General features: G+C 67.2%; 17 protein-coding genes and 1 tRNA gene. 9 read left to right on the top strand and 9 right to left on the bottom strand.

What is annotated here, in order from left to right; genetic code table 11:
* Nucleotides 1–38: 38 nt before the first annotated feature.
* From ACXJJ8_RS02960 to ACXJJ8_RS02950, 3 genes are all read left to right on the top strand, one after another.
* Complete coding sequence (locus tag ACXJJ8_RS02960; RefSeq protein WP_499026825.1) at nt 39–3,185, top strand: RHS repeat domain-containing protein; 3,147 nt, start codon at nt 39–41, stop codon at nt 3,183–3,185.
* A complete protein-coding gene (locus tag ACXJJ8_RS02955; RefSeq protein WP_499026823.1) occupies nt 3,182–3,595 on the top strand; it encodes a hypothetical protein in 414 nt (137 codons plus the stop codon). The genes ACXJJ8_RS02960 and ACXJJ8_RS02955 overlap by 4 nt, the downstream gene beginning before the upstream one ends.
* Before the next feature lie 114 nt (nt 3,596–3,709).
* Nucleotides 3,710–4,027: a hypothetical protein gene (locus tag ACXJJ8_RS02950; RefSeq protein WP_499026821.1), complete on the top strand. Its 318-nt coding sequence runs from the start codon at nt 3,710–3,712 to the stop codon at nt 4,025–4,027.
* Between the two features lie 96 nt (nt 4,028–4,123).
* On the opposite strand, the gene ACXJJ8_RS02945 is transcribed toward ACXJJ8_RS02950, so the two are convergent.
* Together ACXJJ8_RS02945 and xseA are read right to left on the bottom strand one after the other, a co-directional pair.
* Complete coding sequence (locus ACXJJ8_RS02945; RefSeq protein ID WP_499026820.1) at nt 4,124–5,581, bottom strand: aldehyde dehydrogenase family protein; 1,458 nt, start codon at nt 5,579–5,581, stop codon at nt 4,124–4,126.
* A gap of 19 nt (nt 5,582–5,600) precedes the next feature.
* Nucleotides 5,601–6,944 carry an exodeoxyribonuclease VII large subunit gene (xseA, locus tag ACXJJ8_RS02940; protein WP_499026818.1) on the bottom strand — a complete coding sequence of 448 codons (1,344 nt, stop codon included), beginning with the start codon at nt 6,942–6,944 and terminating at the stop codon, nt 5,601–5,603.
* A gap of 139 nt (nt 6,945–7,083) precedes the next feature.
* Between xseA and ispG the strand changes: the two genes are divergently transcribed.
* A complete protein-coding gene (ispG, locus tag ACXJJ8_RS02935) occupies nt 7,084–8,304 on the top strand; it encodes a flavodoxin-dependent (E)-4-hydroxy-3-methylbut-2-enyl-diphosphate synthase (protein WP_499027191.1) in 1,221 nt (406 codons plus the stop codon).
* Here the strand turns inward: ispG and ACXJJ8_RS02930 are convergent.
* From ACXJJ8_RS02930 to ACXJJ8_RS02920, 3 genes are all read right to left on the bottom strand, one after another.
* A complete protein-coding gene (locus tag ACXJJ8_RS02930) occupies nt 8,301–9,635 on the bottom strand; it encodes a cryptochrome/photolyase family protein (RefSeq protein ID WP_499026816.1) in 1,335 nt (444 codons plus the stop codon). The two genes, ispG and ACXJJ8_RS02930, sit on opposite strands and share 4 nt — an antisense overlap.
* 35 nt (nt 9,636–9,670) lie before the next feature.
* Entirely contained in the window at nt 9,671–10,594 is a 924-nt protein-coding gene (locus ACXJJ8_RS02925; protein ID WP_499026815.1) for a hypothetical protein, read from the bottom strand.
* A gap of 69 nt (nt 10,595–10,663) precedes the next feature.
* On the bottom strand, nt 10,664–10,852 hold the full coding sequence (locus ACXJJ8_RS02920; RefSeq protein WP_499026813.1) for a hypothetical protein: 189 nt from the start codon (nt 10,850–10,852) through the stop codon (nt 10,664–10,666).
* Between the two features lie 154 nt (nt 10,853–11,006).
* Here ACXJJ8_RS02920 and ACXJJ8_RS02915 point away from each other — a divergent pair, with 154 nt between their 5' ends.
* A complete protein-coding gene (locus tag ACXJJ8_RS02915) occupies nt 11,007–11,729 on the top strand; it encodes a M15 family metallopeptidase (RefSeq protein ID WP_499026811.1) in 723 nt (240 codons plus the stop codon).
* On the opposite strand, the gene ACXJJ8_RS02910 is transcribed toward ACXJJ8_RS02915, so the two are convergent.
* Complete coding sequence (locus tag ACXJJ8_RS02910) at nt 11,694–12,773, bottom strand: serine hydrolase domain-containing protein (RefSeq protein ID WP_499027190.1); 1,080 nt, start codon at nt 12,771–12,773, stop codon at nt 11,694–11,696. The two genes, ACXJJ8_RS02915 and ACXJJ8_RS02910, sit on opposite strands and share 36 nt — an antisense overlap.
* 137 nt (nt 12,774–12,910) lie before the next feature.
* Between ACXJJ8_RS02910 and ACXJJ8_RS02905 the strand changes: the two genes are divergently transcribed.
* Nucleotides 12,911–13,450 carry a hypothetical protein gene (locus ACXJJ8_RS02905; protein WP_499026810.1) on the top strand — a complete coding sequence of 180 codons (540 nt, stop codon included), beginning with the start codon at nt 12,911–12,913 and terminating at the stop codon, nt 13,448–13,450.
* A 19-nt stretch (nt 13,451–13,469) separates the two neighbouring features.
* On the opposite strand, the gene ACXJJ8_RS02900 is transcribed toward ACXJJ8_RS02905, so the two are convergent.
* Nucleotides 13,470–13,955, bottom strand: coding sequence for a GNAT family N-acetyltransferase (locus ACXJJ8_RS02900; RefSeq protein WP_499026809.1), 486 nt, complete (start codon nt 13,953–13,955; stop codon nt 13,470–13,472).
* Between the two features lie 140 nt (nt 13,956–14,095).
* Here ACXJJ8_RS02900 and ACXJJ8_RS02895 point away from each other — a divergent pair, with 140 nt between their 5' ends.
* Nucleotides 14,096–15,901: a hypothetical protein gene (locus ACXJJ8_RS02895; RefSeq protein WP_499026807.1), complete on the top strand. Its 1,806-nt coding sequence runs from the start codon at nt 14,096–14,098 to the stop codon at nt 15,899–15,901.
* A gap of 43 nt (nt 15,902–15,944) precedes the next feature.
* On the opposite strand, the gene ACXJJ8_RS02890 is transcribed toward ACXJJ8_RS02895, so the two are convergent.
* Nucleotides 15,945–16,020 (bottom strand) — tRNA-Ala (locus ACXJJ8_RS02890).
* An 88-nt stretch (nt 16,021–16,108) separates the two neighbouring features.
* Nucleotides 16,109–17,206: a ribonuclease D gene (gene rnd / locus ACXJJ8_RS02885; RefSeq protein WP_499026806.1), complete on the bottom strand. Its 1,098-nt coding sequence runs from the start codon at nt 17,204–17,206 to the stop codon at nt 16,109–16,111.
* A 118-nt stretch (nt 17,207–17,324) separates the two neighbouring features.
* Between rnd and ACXJJ8_RS02880 the strand changes: the two genes are divergently transcribed.
* Both ACXJJ8_RS02880 and ACXJJ8_RS02875 read left to right on the top strand, forming a co-directional pair.
* Entirely contained in the window at nt 17,325–19,172 is a 1,848-nt protein-coding gene (locus ACXJJ8_RS02880) for a formylglycine-generating enzyme family protein (RefSeq protein WP_499026805.1), read from the top strand.
* Nucleotides 19,173–19,199: 27 nt separating this feature from the next.
* Complete coding sequence (locus ACXJJ8_RS02875) at nt 19,200–20,090, top strand: M48 family metallopeptidase (RefSeq protein WP_499026804.1); 891 nt, start codon at nt 19,200–19,202, stop codon at nt 20,088–20,090.
* The last annotated feature ends 2 nt before the right edge of the window (nt 20,091–20,092 follow it).

Here is a 20,092-nt window from a genome sequence, read left to right as displayed (position 1 = left end):
GGCCTTCGCGCGGCCGCGCGCACGCAAGGTTTCGGACGATGACGGCACAGGGAAGGGCGCGCGTTGCGCTGCTTGCGGGCGCATTCGCATTCGGTTCGGCGGCGCAAACGCCGCGCCATGAAACGACGACGTACGCCGACGACCTCGATGCCTGGGTGCTGGGGCAGGTGGCGTCGTCGAAGACCTTCGATCCGGCGACGAATGCCTGGATCGAAACCGAGCGCACCGACTACGACGCGACGACCGCGCTTCCCGTGCGTCACTACGCGTTCGGCGCGCTGCAGCAGACGCTGGCGCACCACGCCGACGGCACGCTCGCAAGCGTTTCCGACGCGCGCGACAGCGCCACGTTCGATTCGACGGTGCGCTATCTCGACTGGTACCGCGGGACGCCGCGGCGCGTCGAGTATCCGGATGGCACGCAGGTGCGTTCCGGCGTCAATGCCGATGGCACGATCGCCTGGGTCATCGACGAAACAGGTGCCAAGACCTGCCAATCCTGGGATGCGACGGGGCGTTGGGCGGGGACGACGTTTCCGTCCGAAGCACAGCCCGGCGTGTGCGATGCGAGCACGTGGCGGCCGACGGTAGCCTCCTTCGTCCCATCGACGCACGCACAGATGGGCCTCCCCGCGGGGCATTGGCGCCGCACGGTGCAGACCGGCGATCGCCGCGAGATCACCTATTTCGATGCGCTCTGGCGGCCGGTGCTCGTCGATCTCCACGACACGACCGATATCGGCAACACGGCGCGCCGGACCGTTCGGCGCTTCGATGCGCTGGGGCGCGAGACCTTCGTGTCGTATCCGGTGCATGCCTTGCACGGCGTCGACGACATCACGTTGGGGTCGCGCACCACCTACGACGCACTCGGCCGCGCGACGCGGGTGGAGCAGGACAGCGAGCTCGGGGTCCTCGCCACGCGCCATGCTTACCTGGCAGGCTTCATCACGCTGACGACCGATCCGCGCGGGCACGCCACGCGAACCGGTTACCTGGCCTGGGATACGCCGTCGCATGACTTGCCGACGGTGCTGCTGCATCCCGAAGGCGCGCGCACCGACTTCGCGCGCGACATCTTCGGCAAGCCGACCACGATGTCGCGCAGCGGCGGCACGCATAACGCATGGAACGGTCGCTATTACGTCTACGACGCGCAGCAACGGCTGTGCAAGCGCGTGGAGTTGGAGACCGGCACGACGTCGATGCAGTACGACGCCGCCGGCAACCTGGTGCGCGAAGCGACGGGCCTGCCGTGGTCGGACACGGCATCGTGCGCGGTGGATGCGACGGCGTTCGATGCCCGTGCCGTCCATCGAACGTGGGACAGACGCAATCGCCTCACCGCACTCGCGTTTCCCGACGGATCGGGCGACCAGGCCTGGGCGTACACGCCGGATGGCCAGCCCGCGCGCATCGAGACGCGCAACGGCACGACGCTCGCCGTCAACACCTATGCCTACAACGCGCGCCGCCTGCCGGCTGCCGAAACACTCTCCCAACCGGGCTGGTACGCGTGGACCTTTGCGACGCAGTACGACGCGCTCGGGAACATCGCGGCGCACGTCTATCCGAAGGAGACCATCACCTACCAGCCCAATGCGCTGGGGCAACCGCGGCAGGCCATCGGCGCGCACACCTACGCGACGGACGTTCGTTTCCACACCAACGGCGCGCTCAGGAGCTTCGCTTACGGCAACGGAATCGCGCACTCCGTGGCGCAGGGCGCGCGCAAGCTGCCGGAACGTGCGCGCGACTTCCACGGCGGCACGGTCGTGCTCGACGAGAGCTACGACTTCGATGCGGCCGGCAACCTCGCCGCGATCAGCGATGCCAGGCCGGGCGCCCGCGGCGATCGCACGATGGAATACGACGGCCTGGACCGCCTCGTGGCGACGCAGTCGCCGATGTTTGGCAGCGCGCACTACACCTACGACGCCCTCGACAACCTCACGCACGTTTCCATCGGCGGCGCACACGCCCGCGACCACCACTACTGCTACGACGCGAAATGGCGCCTGACGAATGTCATGGTCGGCGGTTGCACCGGCCAGAGCGTGGTGGGCCTGGGCTACGACGCGCAAGGCAACCTCGAAAACCGCAACGGCCAGGCCTACCGATTCGATTTCGGCAACCGCCTGCGCGAAGCGACGGGGCAGGAACACTACCGCTACGACGGCCACGGCCGCCGCGTGCTGGCATGGAGCCCGACAGCCGGCAATATCCTCTCCTTCTACGACCGCGACGGCGTGCTGCGTTACCAGGAGGACACGCGCCGCGGAATCCACGCGCGCCACGTCCACCTCGCGGGGCGGTTGATCGCGACGCGCGAAACGACGCCCGCGACCGGCGCGTCGATCGTTCGTTTCCAGCACACCGACGCACTCGGCAGCCCGGTCGCGGTGACCGACGGCAATCGCGCGGTCGTGGAGCGCAGCGAGTACGAACCCTACGAGTTGCTGCTCAATCGGCCCGTCTCCGATGGGCCCGCATATACGGGCCACGTCAGCGATGCCGCGACCGGGATGCTGTACATGCAGCAGCGCTATTACGACGCGGAGATCGGGCGGTTCTTGAGTGTCGATCCGGTGGTCGCGGATGGTTGGAAGGGCGGAAACTTCAATCGGTATTGGTATGGGGCAGCAAGCCCGTACACGAACTACGACCCCGATGGCCGCTTCGCGTTTCTGATACCTGTTGCCTATGCCGCGTATCGGGCGTACTCGGCGCACGACACGGCGACGTCGACAATCGGCAATGCTCGGGTGCTGGCCGACTCGTCGGCGACCGGCGCACAAAAACTTACGGCAGGCGCGGAAATCGTTGGCGGCCTACTCGGCGGCAAAGCTGGCCGACAGGCTGCGGGGAGCGTCGCACGAGCAGCGCCGACCAAGCCCGACTTCGTTGTGACCCCTTCAGGGAACGCGATGGCGACCAACCGTAACTACGACCTGGTTGATTCGAACAATGCCGGAGGGGATTGGATGCAGATCCACAACAAGCACCAACACGGCAACCAGACAGGCGTTTCACATACCCACGTCCCCGTGCAACATAACGGCAGCCGTGAACGCCATTCGCGCGACACGACCGGCCCCGATATCGACACGGCCGACGCCAAATTGCGAGCGGGCGATCTACGCGAACGAACCAATATGAAGGACAGGGGAGGGCCGCTGCCATGACCGAGTTTTGCGTTCTGTCGCGTCGGAATGGAATCGAACGTTCCACCAAGTCATTGTCATTGCGCCCGTTGGTCGAAGCCTCGTTCGAGGCGGAAGTCGCAGGTCGGCTCTCCATCCCGATCGCGGGGCTTTGGATTCCCGCGTGGCGAGGTGACGCGGTGGACGATGTTCTGGTCAAGTCCAGATTGGCGATGCTGGATGGCACACGGTTCGAAGACACGGACGCGTACGCGATGTTCCTGGAGCTCGGTCGAGTTGGAAGCCGCGTCGTATGCTGGTACGCAGACTATTTCCAAGAGTTGCCGCGTGTTGAACGCTCGGATGGAATTTTGGACTTGGTAAAATCGGCCATCGGCACGGAAGAGTGCGAGCTTTATCTCGACGCGATCCTGGACAGCGCGGACGCATGATTAGGCTCAAACATCCCGCACCACCAACAATCGCGGTGAATCACACGTGTCCGAAAGTCGGAAACGCTCACTACCACGGCACCACTCAATCAGGGGAAGCCAGCCGAGTCCACCATGGATACGACCGCTGAATACGGGTACTGGTCCGGCATCGCAGAGATCATTCCGATGCCGGGTAACCTCGTGCTGGAAGGAGCATGCGGGGCGTATGTCTATGTCGTCGGACTTGCGCGCTCGGAAACGGAGTTCGTCGCGAACGTCGAGGCAGCGTTGTCTGCGATGGATTTCGACCTGTTGGAAATGACGGAAAGAGAGGTGATTCCCACATTGGAGCGTTGGTCCGGCGCGGATGACGGTCTTCGCGAAAGGTGCTCAAGCCTGAGTCTGGAGCACCCAATCGAGCTCGGAACGTTTCATGCCTTCAGGGACTGATGCATGAAGAAACGGATGCGTTCGCGGTTGGATGGGAACAAGATTCACGTTGCGGAACCCGCTGAAGGTAGCTGTGGCTAGCTGGAAGCGACTTCGTCAAACATCCCGCACCACCAACAACCGCTCCTCCGTCATATCCAGGATCGCACTCCGCACGCCTTCCCGCCCCAGCCCGGAGTGCTTCACGCCGCCATACGGCATGTTGTCCACCCGGAAGCTCGGCACATCCCCCACGATCACCCCGCCGGCTTCGATGCCGTCCCAGGCACGCATCGCATGCGCGATCGAGCCGGTGAAGACACCGGCCTGCAAGCCGAAGTCGCTCTCGTTGACCAGGGCGATCGCCTGGTCGAAATCGTCGAAGGCCTCGATCAACGCCACCGGTCCGAACGCTTCCTGCCGATACAGGTCGCTGTCGTGCGGCACTTTTTCCAGCAACGCCGCGGGAACGAGATTGCCTTTCCGCTTCCCACGCACGAGCGCCTTCGCGCCGCCTGCGATCGCCGCATCCATCCAAGCATCGACGCGCTTGGCCGCGGCTTCGTCGACCATCGGGCCGATGAAGACGCGTTCGTCCTTCGGATCGCCCATGCGCAGTTTGGCGACGGCATCGGCCATCTTCTTCTTGAACTTCGCGTACTGCGCGCGGTGCACGAAGATGCGCTGCACGCTGATGCAGCTCTGGCCGGATTGGTAGTACGCGCCGAAGACCATGCGTTCGACGACGGCGTCCAGCGCTTGCCCGGGGTCTTCGTCGACGATGCAGGCCGCGTTGCCACCCAATTCGAGCGTCACCTTCTTGCGGCCCGCGCGCGCCTTGAGGTCCCAGCCGACGAGGCCGCCGGTGAAACTCAGCAGCGCCAGACGTTCGTCCTCCACCAGCAGCGACGCGTCTTCGTTGGAACAGGGCAGGATGGAGAACGCGCCGCGTGGCAGGTCGGTTTCGGCCAGCACCTCGCCGATGATCAGCGCGCCGACCGGGGTCTTCGCGGCGGGTTTCAACACGAACGGGCAACCCGCCGCCAGCGCAGGCGCCACCTTGTGTGCGACGAGATTGAGCGGGAAGTTGAACGGCGTGATGAACGCGCAGGCGCCGATCGGTACGCGCTTGACCATGCCGCGATAACCGCGCGTGCGCGGCGAGATCTGCAGTTCGAGCACTTCGCCGTCGATGCGCGTGGCTTCGCCGGCCGCGATGCGGAAGGTATCGACCAGGCGCGTCACTTCGCTGCGCGCATCCTTGATCGGCTTGCCGGCTTCGATGCACAGCGCGAGCGCGAGTTCTTCCTGGCGCTCGGAGAATCGCCGCACGCAGTGTTCGAGTACGTCGCGGCGCTGGTCCGGGGCGAAGGCGGCCATCGCCCCGCGCGCCTTGTGCGCTGCCACGATCGCCTTGCGCACCAGCGCGGCATCGGCGAATCCCACGCGCGTGGCGCGCTTGCCGGTGAACTTGTCGAGCACGTCGAGTTCCGACGTGCCCGGAATCGGCGCATTGGCGAGATAGCAGGGGTAGTGCTTGGCAAGTGCGGGCTTCGACAAACCTAGCTTCGCCATGGCGGTCTCCTTCGTGCCTTCACTCTTCCGGTTCGATCACCCGCAACGGCAGCGTGCCGTCGCCCAGTCTTGCCCGCACGCGCTGGCCGGCCTGCACATCGTGCACGCTGCGGATGACGTGGCCGTCGTCGCGCTGGAGGATCGCGTAACCGCGCGCCACGGTGGCGAGTGGGCTCACCGCTTCCAGCGAACGTGCCAGGCCCCGCAGGTGCACCTGGTCGTGGCGCAGGCGGCGGATCATTGCGGCCTGCGGGCGCGGGCGCAGCGCCTCCAGGCGTTGATGGAGCAGGGCGATGCGCCGCCTGGGCGCCATCGTGCGCAGCACTGCGTCGGCGTGTCGCATGCGTGCGCGCAGGCGTTCCAGTTGCTTGCCGAACGCATGTTCGAGACGACGCTGTGCTTCGGCCTGGCGACGACACAACAGATCCAGGCGCGCGCGCGGCCGCAGCGCATGCAGGCGCAAGGCAGCACGATCGGCGCGCTGCGCATCGCGATGCAGGCGATGCGACATCAAACGCGTCGCGCGGCGTTGCAGGCCCTGCAGGCGCAGCGCGAGATCGTGGCGGCTCGGCGCCAGCAACTCGGCGGCGACGGACGGCGTGGGCGCGCGCAGGTCGGCGACGAAATCGCTGAGGCTGAAGTCGGTTTCGTGGCCGATCGCGGAAACGACCGGGACGGGGGATTGCGCGATCGCGCGCACGAGGCGCTCGTCGTTGAAGGCCCACAGGTCTTCGAGCGAACCGCCGCCGCGCGCGAGCAGGATCGCGTCGTAGCGCGCCGAGCGATACGCACGTTGCAGCATCGAAACGATCTGCGCCGGCGCGGCCTCGCCCTGCACGGGGACGGGCAGCACGTCGACGTGCATCAACGGGAATCTGCGGGCGAGCACACTCAGCACGTCGCGCACCGCGGCGCCGGAGGGGGAGGTCACCACCGCGAGGCGCCGCACGAAGGCCGGCAGCGGCCGCTTGCGCTCCGTTTCGAACAGGCCCTCGGCCGTGAGCTTTTGTTTCAGTTCTTCGAACGCGCGGCGCAGCGCGCCTTCGCCGGCTTCCTCCAGCGAATCCAGGATCAGCTGGTAGTCGCCGCGCGCTTCGTAAAGCGTGAGGCGGCCGCGCGCGAGCACGCGCAGCCCTTCGCGCGGGACGAAGTTCAGCCACTGGCTCTTGGGCTTGAACAACGCGCAGCGCACCTGGGCGCGTGCGTCCTTCAGCGTGAAATACAGGTGCCCCGACCCGGGCCGCGAGAGGTTGCCCAGCTCGCCTTCGACCAGGACCGACGGGAACGACCCCTCCAGCAGGTCGCGGGCCAGCGTGTTGAGCTGGCTGGGCGAGAGAATCCGGCGGGCGTCGTCGCGGGACATGCGGGGGCGGGAGGCGGTGGGACACGGTAGCGCAGGCAGGGCCGTGGGTCACGCACGGTAGAATGCGGGCATGTCGATCGATACCCGCACGCCCGCCGCCAACGACCATTTGCCGTGCCACGCCACGCGCTTCGGCCCCATGCCGCGCCGCGCGACGCGGCAGGTGTACGTGGGCGGCATCGCGGTCGGTGGCGCCGCGCCCGTCGTCGTGCAATCGATGACCAACACCGACACCGCGGATATCGCCTCGACGACCCGGCAGGTCGCCGAACTCTGGCGCGCGGGTTCCGAACTCGTCCGCGTCACCGTCAATACGCCGGAAGCCGCCGCCGCCGTCCCGCGCATCGTCGAGAAGCTCGGGATGATGGGCGTGCAGGTGCCGATCATCGGGGACTTCCACTACAACGGGCACCAGTTGCTCGCCGGTGAGCCGGCCTGTGCGCGCGCACTCGCGAAGTACCGCATCAATCCGGGCAACGTGGGTTTCGGCAAGAAGAAGGACCTGCAGTTCGCGCAGTTGATCGAATTCGCGATCGCCAACGACAAACCCGTGCGCATCGGTGCGAACTGGGGCTCGCTCGACCAGGCGCTGGCCGCGCAACTGATGGACGAGAACCACTTGCGCGCCGACCCGTGGGACGCCGGCCGCGTGCTGCGCGAAGCCCTGATCCGCTCGGCGCTGGATTCTGCGCATCGCGCCGTCGAACTCGGCCTGCCCGCCGACCGCATCGTGCTCAGCGCGAAAGTCAGCGGCGTGCAGGAACTCATCGCGGTGTATCGGGAACTCGCCACGCGCGGGGACTTCGCGCTGCACCTGGGCCTCACCGAAGCGGGCATCGGCAGCAAGGGCATCGTCGCCAGCAGCGCCGCGCTCGCGGTGTTGTTGCAGGAAGGCATCGGCGACACGATCCGCATCTCGCTGACACCCGAACCAGGTGCGTCGCGCACGCAGGAAGTCATCGTCGCGCAGGAATTGCTGCAGACCCTCGGCCTGCGCGCGTTCACGCCGATGGTCACCGCATGCCCGGGTTGCGGCCGCACGACTTCCGAATTCTTCCAGGAACTGGCGAAGACCGTGCAGAACCACGTGCGGGACAAGATGCCGGAGTGGAAGGTCACGCATCCCGGCGCGGAGAACCTCACGCTGGCGGTGATGGGCTGCGTGGTGAACGGGCCCGGCGAATCGCGCCACGCCAACATCGGGATTTCGTTGCCGGGTACGGGCGAGGCGCCCGCCGCGCCGGTGTTCATCGATGGCGAGAAGGCGAAGACGTTGCGCGGTGACAACATCGCGCAGGAGTTCGTCGGGATGATCGACGACTACGTCGAGCGCAAGTTCGGGCGGTCGGCGCTGGCCTAGCGCGCCTTGTAGGCGGTGAGCGCCGCTTCGCGCGCGCTCGCCAGGTCGACGATCGGCGTCGGGTAATCCTGCGTTCCCAATTCCGGCACCCATCGGCGCACGTACGCGCCGTCGGGATCGAAACGCTTCGCCTGCAACAAGGGGTTGAAAATGCGGAAGTAGGGCGCCGCATCGGCGCCGGTGCCGGCGACCCATTGCCAGCCGAGCGTGTTGTTCGCCAGGTCGGCATCGACCAGCGTGTCCCAGAACCAGCGCGCGCCTTCGATCCAATGCGTGCGCAAATGCTTGGTCAGCAGGCTCGCGACAAGCATGCGCACGCGGTTGTGCATCCAGCCGGTTTGCCACAGTTGGCGCATGCCGGCGTCGACGATGGGGATGCCGGTGCGCCCGGACTTCCACGCATCCAGTTGCACGTCGTCGATGCGCGCCCAGGCGAAATCGTCGAAGCGCGGATCGAGGTTGTGGTTCGTCGTGCGTGGAAAATGATGCAACAGGTGGTGCGCGAACTCGCGCCAGAACAATTGCCGCAGGTAGGCGATGCGTGCCTCTTTCGGTGCGTCGCATCGGGCGATCGTCGCGTAGACGCGCTGGATCGAGATTTCCCCGAAATGCAGGCGCGGCGATAGTGAGGAGGTGCCGTCGATCGCGGGCAGATCGCGCGCTTCGGGATAGGCGGCGACCTTCGCGACGAACGCGTCCAACGCTGCGCGCGCGCCGGCTTCACCCGGTGTCCGCTGTGTCCAGAAGCCGCGATCCCAGGCAGGAGAGGGCGACGGCAGCAACGCATCGAGCGATGCGCCTTCGATCGTCACCGCCGGCAAGCGCGCAGGCGCGTCGAACGTCCGCGGCGTGCGCAGGCGCGCGGCCGCCGCCTTCCAGAATGGCGTGAACACCTTGTACGGGTCGCCGGCTTTCGTCGCGACGTCCCACGGTTCCATCAGCAGCGCGCCATTGTGGCTTTCGGCGGACAGGCCCGATCGGCGCAGCGCGCGTTTGAGTGCGGTGTCGCGTTGTTCGATGGCCGGTTCGTAACGCCGCGTCCAGAACACCGCCTCGGCTTGCGTGTCGTGCGCGAGGCGTTCGATCGCGGCCTGCGTCGGCCCGCGCACGCAGACCAAGCGCGACCCGCGCGCCCGCAGCGACATATCGAGCGCGATCAGCGACCGACGTCGCCACGCATCGGATGCCGCTCCCGGCCCCCATTCTCCTTCCTCTTCCGGCGCATGCACGTACACGGGAATCGGCGCGTACCCCTGCGCAAGCGCCGCCTGTAGCGCGGGCTGATCATCGAGGCGGAGATCGTCGCGGAACCAGATCAGGGCGGTCGGCATGCGCGCAGTATCGCCGGCGCGCGTCGAAGGTGGCGTCACTGCACGTCGAAGGCGTAACGCAGCTGCAGTCGGAAGGAGAGCAGCGGATCGCTGTCGGCCGAACCGTCGGGCGTGCGCAAGGTCGTCAGCGGCATGTACAACACTTCGACCGCGGCGCCCCAGCCCTTGCGCAATGTACGGCCGACGCCGAATGCGACATAGCCGACATCGTCCGTCGCCGTCAGCCGCGAGTAATCGCGCAATCCGTAGGTGACCGCGTCGACCTGGACTTCGTTCTCCATGCGCACCGCGCCGCCGCCCAGGTGCCACGTCCACGGGCCCTGCTGCAATGCAGCCGTTGTTTCCAGGCCGTAGTAATTCAGTTGGAGCGTATCGCTCGAGGGCGCTTCGCAGCCGTAGGGATTGCGGGTGTAGTCCTGCACGCCGGCCAGTTCGGACGGGCAGGTTACGTCGCCGACCACCGCACCGTGTTGCCCGAACGCCCGCAGCGACACGACCACGCCATGCGCATCCACCACGCGCCGCGCGATCGCGGCGGCCCACAGGTCGCGCGCTTTCGCGCCCTGGATCTCGACCGGCGGCGTCCACGCCAGCTCGGCCACGAAGCCGCCCGGCAGCCCGATCCAACCCCGCACGCGCCCGAACACCGGCGACTTGTTGAGGTCTTCGTTCTTCTGTCCGTTGAACCCGATCGCGCTCTTGCGCGCAGGAATGTGCGGCACGTCGCCAAGTTCGACCGCCGCTTGCCAATGGCCGGGGGCGAGCGCAGGCGACGGCCCGAAGGACGTCATCAACGTCGAAGCAGTCCGGTAATGCATGGCCCAGGCTTCGGGCCGGTCGCCGTCGAGCGCCTCGTCCGCGCGAAGCACCTCCTGCGCGGCAGCGGGCAAGGATGCGATGGCCAACAGGCCGGCGACGAGGGAAGGCAGGTGCGAGGGCATGCGCACCAATACTGGCATGCGCCCTCGCCGGTTCAAGCGGCGTCGCCGCCAGGCGCGCCCGGACGCGTCATGCGCCCGGGCCCGGCGTCATTCCCAGTCGTGGCCGCCCGGGGCCGGCGCCAGCGCAGGCACGCCGAACGAGGCCTGGATACGTGCCACCAGGTCGTCGGTGATCGCTTCGGCGATGCGGGCTTCCCAGTCGCGGAGCGTGCGTTCGTCGGCGTGGTTGGCCTGGCGCATTTCGTCCAGGACCTTCTCGAGTGTCTTGATGTTCATGGCCTTCCCCCTGTGAAGCGTGGCCTGCCAAGGATGAGCTACTTCGGTGAATGCGGGGTGAGATTCGCGCGATCTCCCGGCCCGGCGGCTCGGGGAAGGCGCCGGGCGGCGAACCGGCTTTTGCTACCGTGGCAAAAAGCTTCGGAAAAACTGCATGCGACCCGGCCAACACGCGTTCCTCTCCCTCGTCGCCCTGCTCGCCACCGCTTGCGCAACGCAACAAAGCGCTGCGCCGCCCCTGTCCCCGGCAACCACCCCGGAAGAGGCGGACCTCGTCGACATCCGCACCCTGCTGCCCGACATCGACCTCGACATCCGCTACGCGGGCGCGAACAATTTCACCGGTGCCCCGGTCGAAGGCTACGAGGCGCCGAAATGTTTCCTGCTGCGCCCGGCGGCCGAAGCGCTCGCCCGGGTGGAACGCACGCTGCGCGACGACCACATGCGCCTGCGCCTCTACGATTGCTATCGCCCCGTGCGCGCCGTGCGGCGCTTCGTCGACTGGGCGCACGCGCCGGAAGACGGGCGCACGAAGGCCGCGTATTACCCGGGGTTCGACAAGCCGGCCTTGCTCGGCGATTACATCTCGCCGACCTCGGGCCACAGCCGCGGCGCGACCGTCGACCTGGACCTGCTCGAATGCGACGACACCGGCGTTGCGTGCGCGCCGCTGGACATGGGCACGCATTTCGACTTCTTCGACACGCTCGCGAACACCGATTCGAAGAAGGCCACCCACGCGCAACGCGCGAACCGACATCGTTTGCGCGATGCGATGGCCGCGGGCGGATTTCGCGCCTATCCGATGGAGTGGTGGCACTTCACGCTGGACCCCGAGCCCTCACCGCGCGTGGCGTTCGACATCCCCGTGCGTTGAATCCAGATACAGCGCGGCGATCTTCTTCGCCGTCGCGTAAGGCTCGGGCTCATTGCGATTGGTCAGCACCACGACGGTGAGATGCCGTTGCGGGTAACGCACGATCACGTTGCGGAAGCCCACCGTTTCGCCGGAATGCCAGAGCGTTTCGCCGGTGATGCGCCAGCCGAAGCCGTATTCGACCGTCGGATCGTCGGTCTTCGTCGCGGGCGTGAACGCCAGCTTCCACACCGATTGCGGGAGCAGGCGATCGTCGTAGAGCGCGGCGTCCCAGCGTGCCAGGTCGTCGATGGACGAGTAGATGCCGCCGTCGCCCAGGACGGCGCTGGTGGTGCTCTGGTCGGTGCGCGTCCAGGCCCCGTTCTCCAGCGTGTAACCGAAGGCGCGGTGCGCGACGGTCGAGATGCCGTTTTCGTAGGCGACGGTGTCGTGCATCCCGAGCGGCTGGAAGATGCGCGTGCGCAGGAAATCCGCGTAATGCTGGCCCGAAGCGCGCTCGACGATCAACGACAGCAGCGCGTAGCCGCTGTTGCTGTAGCGATAGCCGGTGCCGGGCGCGAAGTAATGCTTCGGTTCCTTTTCCAGCAACTGCAACACGCCGATGTCATGGATCTGCGCCGTGTCCTTCGGATCCATCAGGTCTTCGTAATCGATCAGGCCCGAGGTGTGCGTGAGCAGGTGGCGGATCGTGATCGCATCGTCTTCCGGCGGCAGCGTGGGGAGGAAGCGTTTGATCGGATCGTCGATCGACAGCTTGCCGTCCTGCGCGAGCAGCAGGATCGACGCGGCGTTGAACTGCTTGCTGACCGAGGCGAGGCGGAAATTGGTCTGCGGCGTGACCGGGGTTTTCGCTTCGAGATCGGCGAAACCGTAGCTGCGGCGTGCGATCGCCCGGCCGTCGCGAAGCACCAGCACCGATGCACCCGGGCCATTGCCGGCGTAGGCGTGCATCAGGGTGTCGAGGCCGTCGGACATGGCGGGTTCGTTCGAAGTGGCGCAGCCCGCCAGCAGGACGGCGGCTCCCAGCAACAGGCTCTGCATGATGGCGCGCTGCGGCATGGCATGGCTCCCCCTCGGATCGCCGGAGTGTACGGCGACTTCTTCCCCGCTTCACAAACGCGCCATCGGCGGCTCACCGAACATGGACAGGCTGGCGCCACTTTCATCGCAGGAGCACCGTCATGGCAGAAGACCTCCGTAGCGCCGGCAACCGCTGGAGCCTGGCGATCTGGACCGGCGCAGCCGCACTGCTGGCCGTGCCCGCGATCGCGATGCGCTTCACGCGGGAGGTGCAATGGACCACGCTCGACTTCGTCACCTTCGGCATCATGCTGGCCGCCGCCTGCGGCAGCTATGAGCTGCTCGCGCGCAAGAGCGCCAGCCTGGCGTATCGCGCAGGCGCCGCCGCGGCGGTGGGCACCGCGTTCTTCCTGGTGTGGGTGAACCTCGCCGTGGGCGTGATCGGCGACGAGCACAACCCCGCCAACCTGATGTACGCCGGCGTGTTGCTGGTCGCGATCGCCGGCGCGGTCTTCGCGCGCTTCCGCGCACGGGGCATGGCGCGCGCGATGGTCGCCGCGGCCGTCGCGCAGGCCCTGGCCGGCGTGATCGCGATCCTCGGCAGGCTCGACGTGCCGGTGACGATGCTGGGCATCACGGCCATGTACGTGGTGCTGTGGATGGTGGCGTCGGCGTTGTTCGCAAAGGCGGCGAACGCGTGATGCGTTCGTTGCGGTCGGCCTAGACTCCACCGCGTTCCGGCGAATCCTGCAACAAGGTCTTCGCCAGGCGCACCGCATCGATGCGCTTTTCGTAGTAATGCGCGAACACGCCCTGCACGCGATAGCCCCGGTGGCGGTAGAACGCGATCGCACCGGGGTTGTCCGAGCGGCATTCGACATCGATGCGTTCGATGCCGGCGATGCGCGCCGCATCTTCCAGCCAGGTGAGCAATCGACCGCCCAGGCCTTGGCGCCGTTGCGTGGATTGCACGCCGAGCAGCACCAGGTGCGCGGTCGTATCGCCGTAATCCATGATCGCGAAGGCGTGCAAGCCGCCGTGCGCGTGGATGACGGCGACGTTGGCCGTGCGACTGCGGATGGCGGCGAGGATGCGCGCGGGCGTGTAGCGCCAGCGCAGGCCGTGTTCGATTGCCTCGCGCGAGAGCGTCGCGATGGCTTGCGCATCGTCCGGTGTCGCGAGACGGATGGTGGGAAGGCCCAGCACGAGCGGAGTCTATGCCCGTCGGCGCGACGATTCCAACGCGATTTGCAGCGTCGGCGATCGCATCGGCGGATGCGTCGCGCACCCGCAGTCACTGCGCGCGCCGTCTACTGACGCATTCATCGCGCGTCGCGGGAGCCGGTATGCGGAAGTGGACAGGGGCAATCGCCATCGGGTGTGTTTCGTTCGCCGCCGCGGCGCAGGTCACGATTCCCGAGGAATACGGCAAGACCGTCAAGACCGCCGAGGTGGTTGCGGCGCTCGGTGAGGATCTGTTCGGCGATGCCACCAGCCTCTACACCGGCGCAACCACGTTCACCGCCACCGACGTGAGTCTGCCGGGCAACAACGCGTTGCCGGTTTCGATCGGGCGCAGGTTCGTCGTGCAATCCCGCGTGGCCGGCGAGCGCAACGATCTGCTGTCGCGCGATGGCGGCTTCGCCGATTGGGAACTCGACATCCCGCACCTGCATGGCGTGTTCGCGAAAGGGAAGGGCTGGCAGGTCGATGGTTGGAATGAAGCGGGGAAGGATCTGCGCTGCGCGCTGAGCCAGGCCAACACCGCGGAGGCGCCCGAGGCGCAGGGGAAACCCTTCGGCGGCTGGGAGGGTTTTACGTATTGGAGCGGGAACTCGCTTTACGTCCCGGGCATTGGCGACCAGGAGATGTTGACCGTCGACGCGGCGGCCAATCCCCACATGCCGAAAGATGGCAAGCACTACCGTTGGGTCACGAACAACCAGTGGTATTTTTCCTGTCTGTCGAACACGGCCAACGGCGTGGCCGGCGATGCGTTTCTTGCGGTGGCACCGGACGGCACGCGTTACCACTTCGATTGGTTCGTTACGCAGTTCGCGCCGTGGATCACGCGCAACGTCGAGGAAGGCGGCGGCACCGGCGATCGGGCCGTCCCCAGGGCGCCCGTGAGCACCAACGCGTCGGTGCTTGATCGCGAAGAGGTGCGCATTCTGCCCACGAAGATCGTCGACCGCTTCGGCAACACGGTGACCTACACCTACGATCCGGCGAACCCGCGCCGGCTCACCCGCATCGCCGCCAGCGACGGCCGTGCATTGACGGTGACCTGGAGCGGAGCACGCATCTCCGCGGTCAGCGACGGGACGCGCACGTGGCGTTACGTGTATGGCAATGGCCTGACGGAAGTGCTCCTGCCGGATCAGTCGAAGTGGCGCATCGACTTTGCGAACCTGCGCGAGGCCTACACCAGCCCCGCCGCCAGGAATGCGGAGCTCCGGTGTTCGCAACAAACCGCCTCGACCTCGCAGAACGCGTACACGGGCACCCTCACGCATCCGTCGGGCGCGGTGGGCGAGTTCGCGTTCGGCTCGCAGATGCACGGTCGGTCTTACGTCGACAAACAATGCCCCTCGACGCCCGGGTCGAACGTCGAAGGCGTCGTATCGCTGCAACCGTTCTATTTCGAAGTCGTCGGCTTGACCAGCAAGACGATCAGCGGCCCGGGATTGACGACCGCGCAATGGACCTACGTCTTCGGCCCGGTCAATCGCAGCTGGGCGCAGAACTGCGCAGCCAACGCGTGCCCGGAAACGAAGGTCCTGGAGGTCACGGGGCCTGGCGATTACCGTCGTTACACCTTCGGCAATCGCCACCGCGTCTCGGAGGGGAAGCTGTTGACGACGGAGGTCGGGACCGGGCCGTCGAACATCCTTCGCGCCGAGGTCAACACTTACCAACTCGATCCCACGGGCCAGGCCTACCCGGCGATCATCGGTCGATCGCCTTACCCGCGTAGCGACCAGACCGCGACGAAACACACACCCCTATGGAAGCGCGTGATCACGCAGCAGGGGCACGCGTTTACGTGGGAGGTTGCGAAGACGTGCGGGGCGAGCGGTAAGGCGCTGTGCTTCGATGTGTTCGCGCGGCCGACGAGTGTCGTGAGATCGAGTGCGCCTGCTGCACCGTGAGCAGCACAAGAAAAGGGCGCCTTTCGGCGCCCTTTTCAATTCATGGTGGAGCGGAGGAGGATCGAACTCCCGACCTTCGCATTGCGAACGCGACGCTCTCCCAGCTGAGCTACCGCCCCACGAAGTCGCGCAGTATACGGAGGCGCCGGACGACTGCCAAGCGGGAACGGGCGATCCGCACCGCGTCGCGGATTCGAAAAGGCCCGTTCAGTTCCCGACCGTCGCCAGCAGCGGCTTGAGCCGCGCTTCCAGTTGCTCCCGCCGCCATCCCGACAACGCGCCGGGCCAATCGTGGCCATCCAGCAGCGTCTCCAGCCAACGCCGCGAGGCGAGGACGCCATCGGGCAGGCCGAGTTCGCGTGCGACTTCCGCGGTCGTGTCCTGCAGTTTGCGCAGGGCGGCCTTGTCGCGTTCCTCGCTGCGCGGGGGCGGGGCGTCTGCTTCGTCGGGGAGCGGGGTGGTCAGCGCGGTCCAGATGGCGTCGACCAGGCTGCGCGGGGATTTGGGGATCGCGTCGAGTTGACGCTTCAGACCGTCGCGGTCGATCGGCGGGGTGCGCGCGAGCGTGGTCGCCAGTTCGTTGTCGAGGATCCAACTGCGCGGGCGGTCGCTGATGCGGGCGTAGGCATCCCGCCAGCGCAGCAGGCGCAGAAGGCGGTGTTGTCCCGCGGTATCGAGGAATTGCGCCGAACGCATCGACAGGTGCGGCCAGCGTTCGCCGGCTTCGTCGACGCCTTGCGCCAGGCGCGCGCTGTCTTCGTCGAGCCATGCGCGGCGGCCGAGGGAATCGAGTTGTTCGGACAGGCCGCGATACAACGCGTCGAGGTGCACGACGTCGTCGGCCGCGTATTTCAGTTGCGAATCGGTGAGCGGTCGGCGCAGCCAGTCGGAGCGTTGTTCGCCTTTTTCCAGCGTCACGCCGAGCAGTTCCTGCACCAGGCGCTGATAGCCCATGCCTGCGCCGACGCCCGCGAGCCCGGCGGCGATCTGCGTGTCGAACAACGGCGTCGGCGCCACGCCGCACGCGCGCTTGAACGCCACGATGTCTTCCGATGCGCTGTGCATCACCTTCAGCACGTCGGGGTCGGCGAGCATCGGGGCGAGCGCGTCGCACATGCCGTCCTTCAGCGTGTCGGCCAGGAGGATCTGCGGCGTGCCGTCGGCGTCGTCGAGCGCGATCTGCACGAGCGCCAGTTGCGGCCAGTAGGTGCGTTCGCGGATGAACTCGGTGTCCAGTCCCACGCGGGTGGGGCGGTGCGCAAGGCGCGCCGCGAGGTCGGTGGGGTCGGTGATCCAGTGATGCACGAGGGGTCTTGCTGGAAGGACAAGGCACCAGACTAACCGGGCGGGCGCGCCCACGTCACGGTTGCCCCCGATGGCGGGGATGGCCCACCATCGTCGCGTCACGGCCCCACGGACGTTCATGACGCCTCCACGGACCCGCTCGCCCCGCCTGCTTGCCTTCGCGTGCGTTCTCGCGCTCGCCGCCTGCGATGGCAAGCGCGCGGACCAAGCCGCCACCCCGGAAGCCGAACGCAACCCGCTGGTGACCATCACCGGCGAGGAAGCCGTCGTCGTTCCCGCATGGCAACCGCCGCCGGTGATCATCGCCCCCGGCGAAGAAGCCGCCGTGCTGGCCGAAGCGAAGCAGGCGCTCGCCGAAGGCCGCCTCTTCGGCGGTCCGCGCGACGCCGTGCCCCTGTTGCTGGAATTGCACGCGCGCCAGCCCATCGACGCCGATGTCCAGAAAGCGCAGGCGCGCGCGATCGCGCTGTTGATCGCGCAGGGCGATGCCGCGCTCGGCCGCATGGACGAGGATCCGAACGGGCTCATCCGCGCGCATGAAGTCGGCGAAGTGGGGCGCACCGCCGCGCCGGACGATGCGTCGATGCGCGACTATCTTTCGCGCGTGGATCGCGCCGATCAATCGGTGCAGCTGGACCATCGCGGCGAGCGCGAACTGCAAGCCGGCCGCCTGGGCGAAGCGCCGGGCGACCGCGGCGCGCTGGATTATTTTCGCGAGGCGATGGAGCGTCGCCCCGGCGATGCGCGCGCCTCGCAAGGCATCGCGGCGGTCGAAAGCGCGCTGATCCGCCGCGCGGAAGAACGGGCGTCGCAAAGCGATTTCGCAGGCGCGGAACAGTGGCTGGTCCTCGCCGATCGCGTGCGGCCGGGCATGACGACGGTCGACGACGCGCGCGCGCGGATCCTGTCGCAACGCCGTGCCCGCGCCGATGTCATGCGCGACAAGGGTATGGCGGTGCTGATGCGCGAGAACGGTTTGCCCGAAGCGCGGCGCACCTTGTCGGAGATGTTGCGCATCGCGCCGCCGGGCGATCCGGCCGCGGCGGAGTTGCGCGCGCGCATCGACCAGGTCGCGCATTACGGGTTGTTCCGCGTCGGCCAGGTGTTCACCGATGCCTTGCGCAGCGGTGCGCGCGGGCCGCAGATGGTGGTCGTGCCCCACGGCGGTTTCCGCATGGGCGCGCGCGATGGGGAAACCGATGCGTCCCCGTCGGAGCGTCCGCTGCATTACGTGCGCTTCGAACGCGGGTTCGCGATGGCGCGCACCGAAACCACGGTCGGCGAATTCCGCCGCTTCGTGGAGGCCACGCAGTACAAGCCGCGCGCGTTACGACGCGGGCACTCGATCGTCTACGACGAGCGCAGCGGGACGCTGGTGCGCCGCAGCGGCGTGGATTGGCGGCACGATTATCTCGGCGAACTCGCAGCCGATACGATGCCGGTGCTGCACGTCAGCGCGCGCGACGCCGAAGCCTATGCGCACTGGCTCTCGCAGCAGACCGGCGAACGTTATGCCTTGCCGAGCGAGGCGCAGTTCGAATACGCCGAGCGGGCGGGCAGCGAAGGCAGCCTGGCGTGGGGCAGCCGGATACCGCCGCGCTTCGCGGGCAACGTGACCGGGGCGAGCGATCGCTCGCCGACGGGCCGCGTCTGGCGCAACGCCTTCCCCGGCTACTCGGACGGGTACTGGGGGCCGGCGCCGACGGGCCGTTATCCGGGCAATGCATTCGGTCTTCACGACCTGAGCGGCAACGTCAGCGAGTGGGTCGCCGACTGCTGGCACGTCGGGTACCGGCGCGCCCCCGCGGACGGACAGCCTTGGGTCAATCCCGGCTGCCGTCGGCGCGTCATCCGCGGCGGGTCGTGGGTGAGCGCACCGGCACAGGTGCGCTCGGCCTGGCGTTTGTCCACGGATGGCGACACCACCAATGCGCGGCTCGGCTTCCGCCTCGTGCGGGAACTGTAGGGCGCAAATCACCTTCGAGGAGCGGCGATGAACAGTCCCTACGGCAACCAGGCGTCAGGACGGCGCGGTATCGGGTTCGGCGGGATTCGCTGGTGGGTGTTGTTGTTGTTCGCTGGCTACGCGGCGTATTACTGGTTCTCCAATCGCGTCGACGATCCGCTCACGGGCGAAAAGGTGCTCATCGACCAGAGCATCACGCCCGACGACGAGAAGGCGCTCGGCCTGCAGGCCTGGAACGAATTGCAGCAGACCGAGCAGATCGTCCCGCCGAGCGATCCGAATGCCGCGGCGGTTCGCCAGATCGCGCAACGCCTGATCGCGAAGATTCCCGAGGTCTCCGACGCGCTCGCCGCCGAGCACAACATGCAGGCGCCGCACATCGAAAAGAGCTTCGATTGGGACGTGAACCTGATCCAGTCCGACCAGGTCAACGCGTTCTGCCTGCCGGGCGGCAAGATGGCGGTGTACACGGGGCTGATCCCGGTCGCGCAGAACAACGACGCGATGGCGGTCGTGATGGGCCACGAGATCACGCACGCGTTGTTGCGCCACGGTGCGCAGCGCATGTCGGAACAAAAACTCGCGCAGATGGGCCAGATGGCCGGCGCGATGAGCGGCATGGACGCGCAGCAGATGCAGGCGGTGATGGCCGTGTACGGCTACGGCCGCGCGCTGCCCTATGCGCGCAAGCAGGAAACGCAGGCCGACGAAATGGGGCTGATGCTCGCCGCCGCGGCGTGCTTCAACCCGGAAGAAGCGATCCCCTTGTGGCAGCGCATGGAGCAGGCGAGCGGCGGACAGGCGCCGCCCGAATTCTCCAGCACGCACCCGAACCCGGGCACGCGCATCCAGAACCTGCAGGCCTTGATGCCGAAGGCGATGGAATATCGGAAGAAGTTCTGCGAGACGGCGCACTGAGC

This window comes from Lysobacter sp. P5_C4 (assembly GCF_054049695.1).
This window is presented reverse-complemented; position numbering and strand designations above follow the sequence as displayed.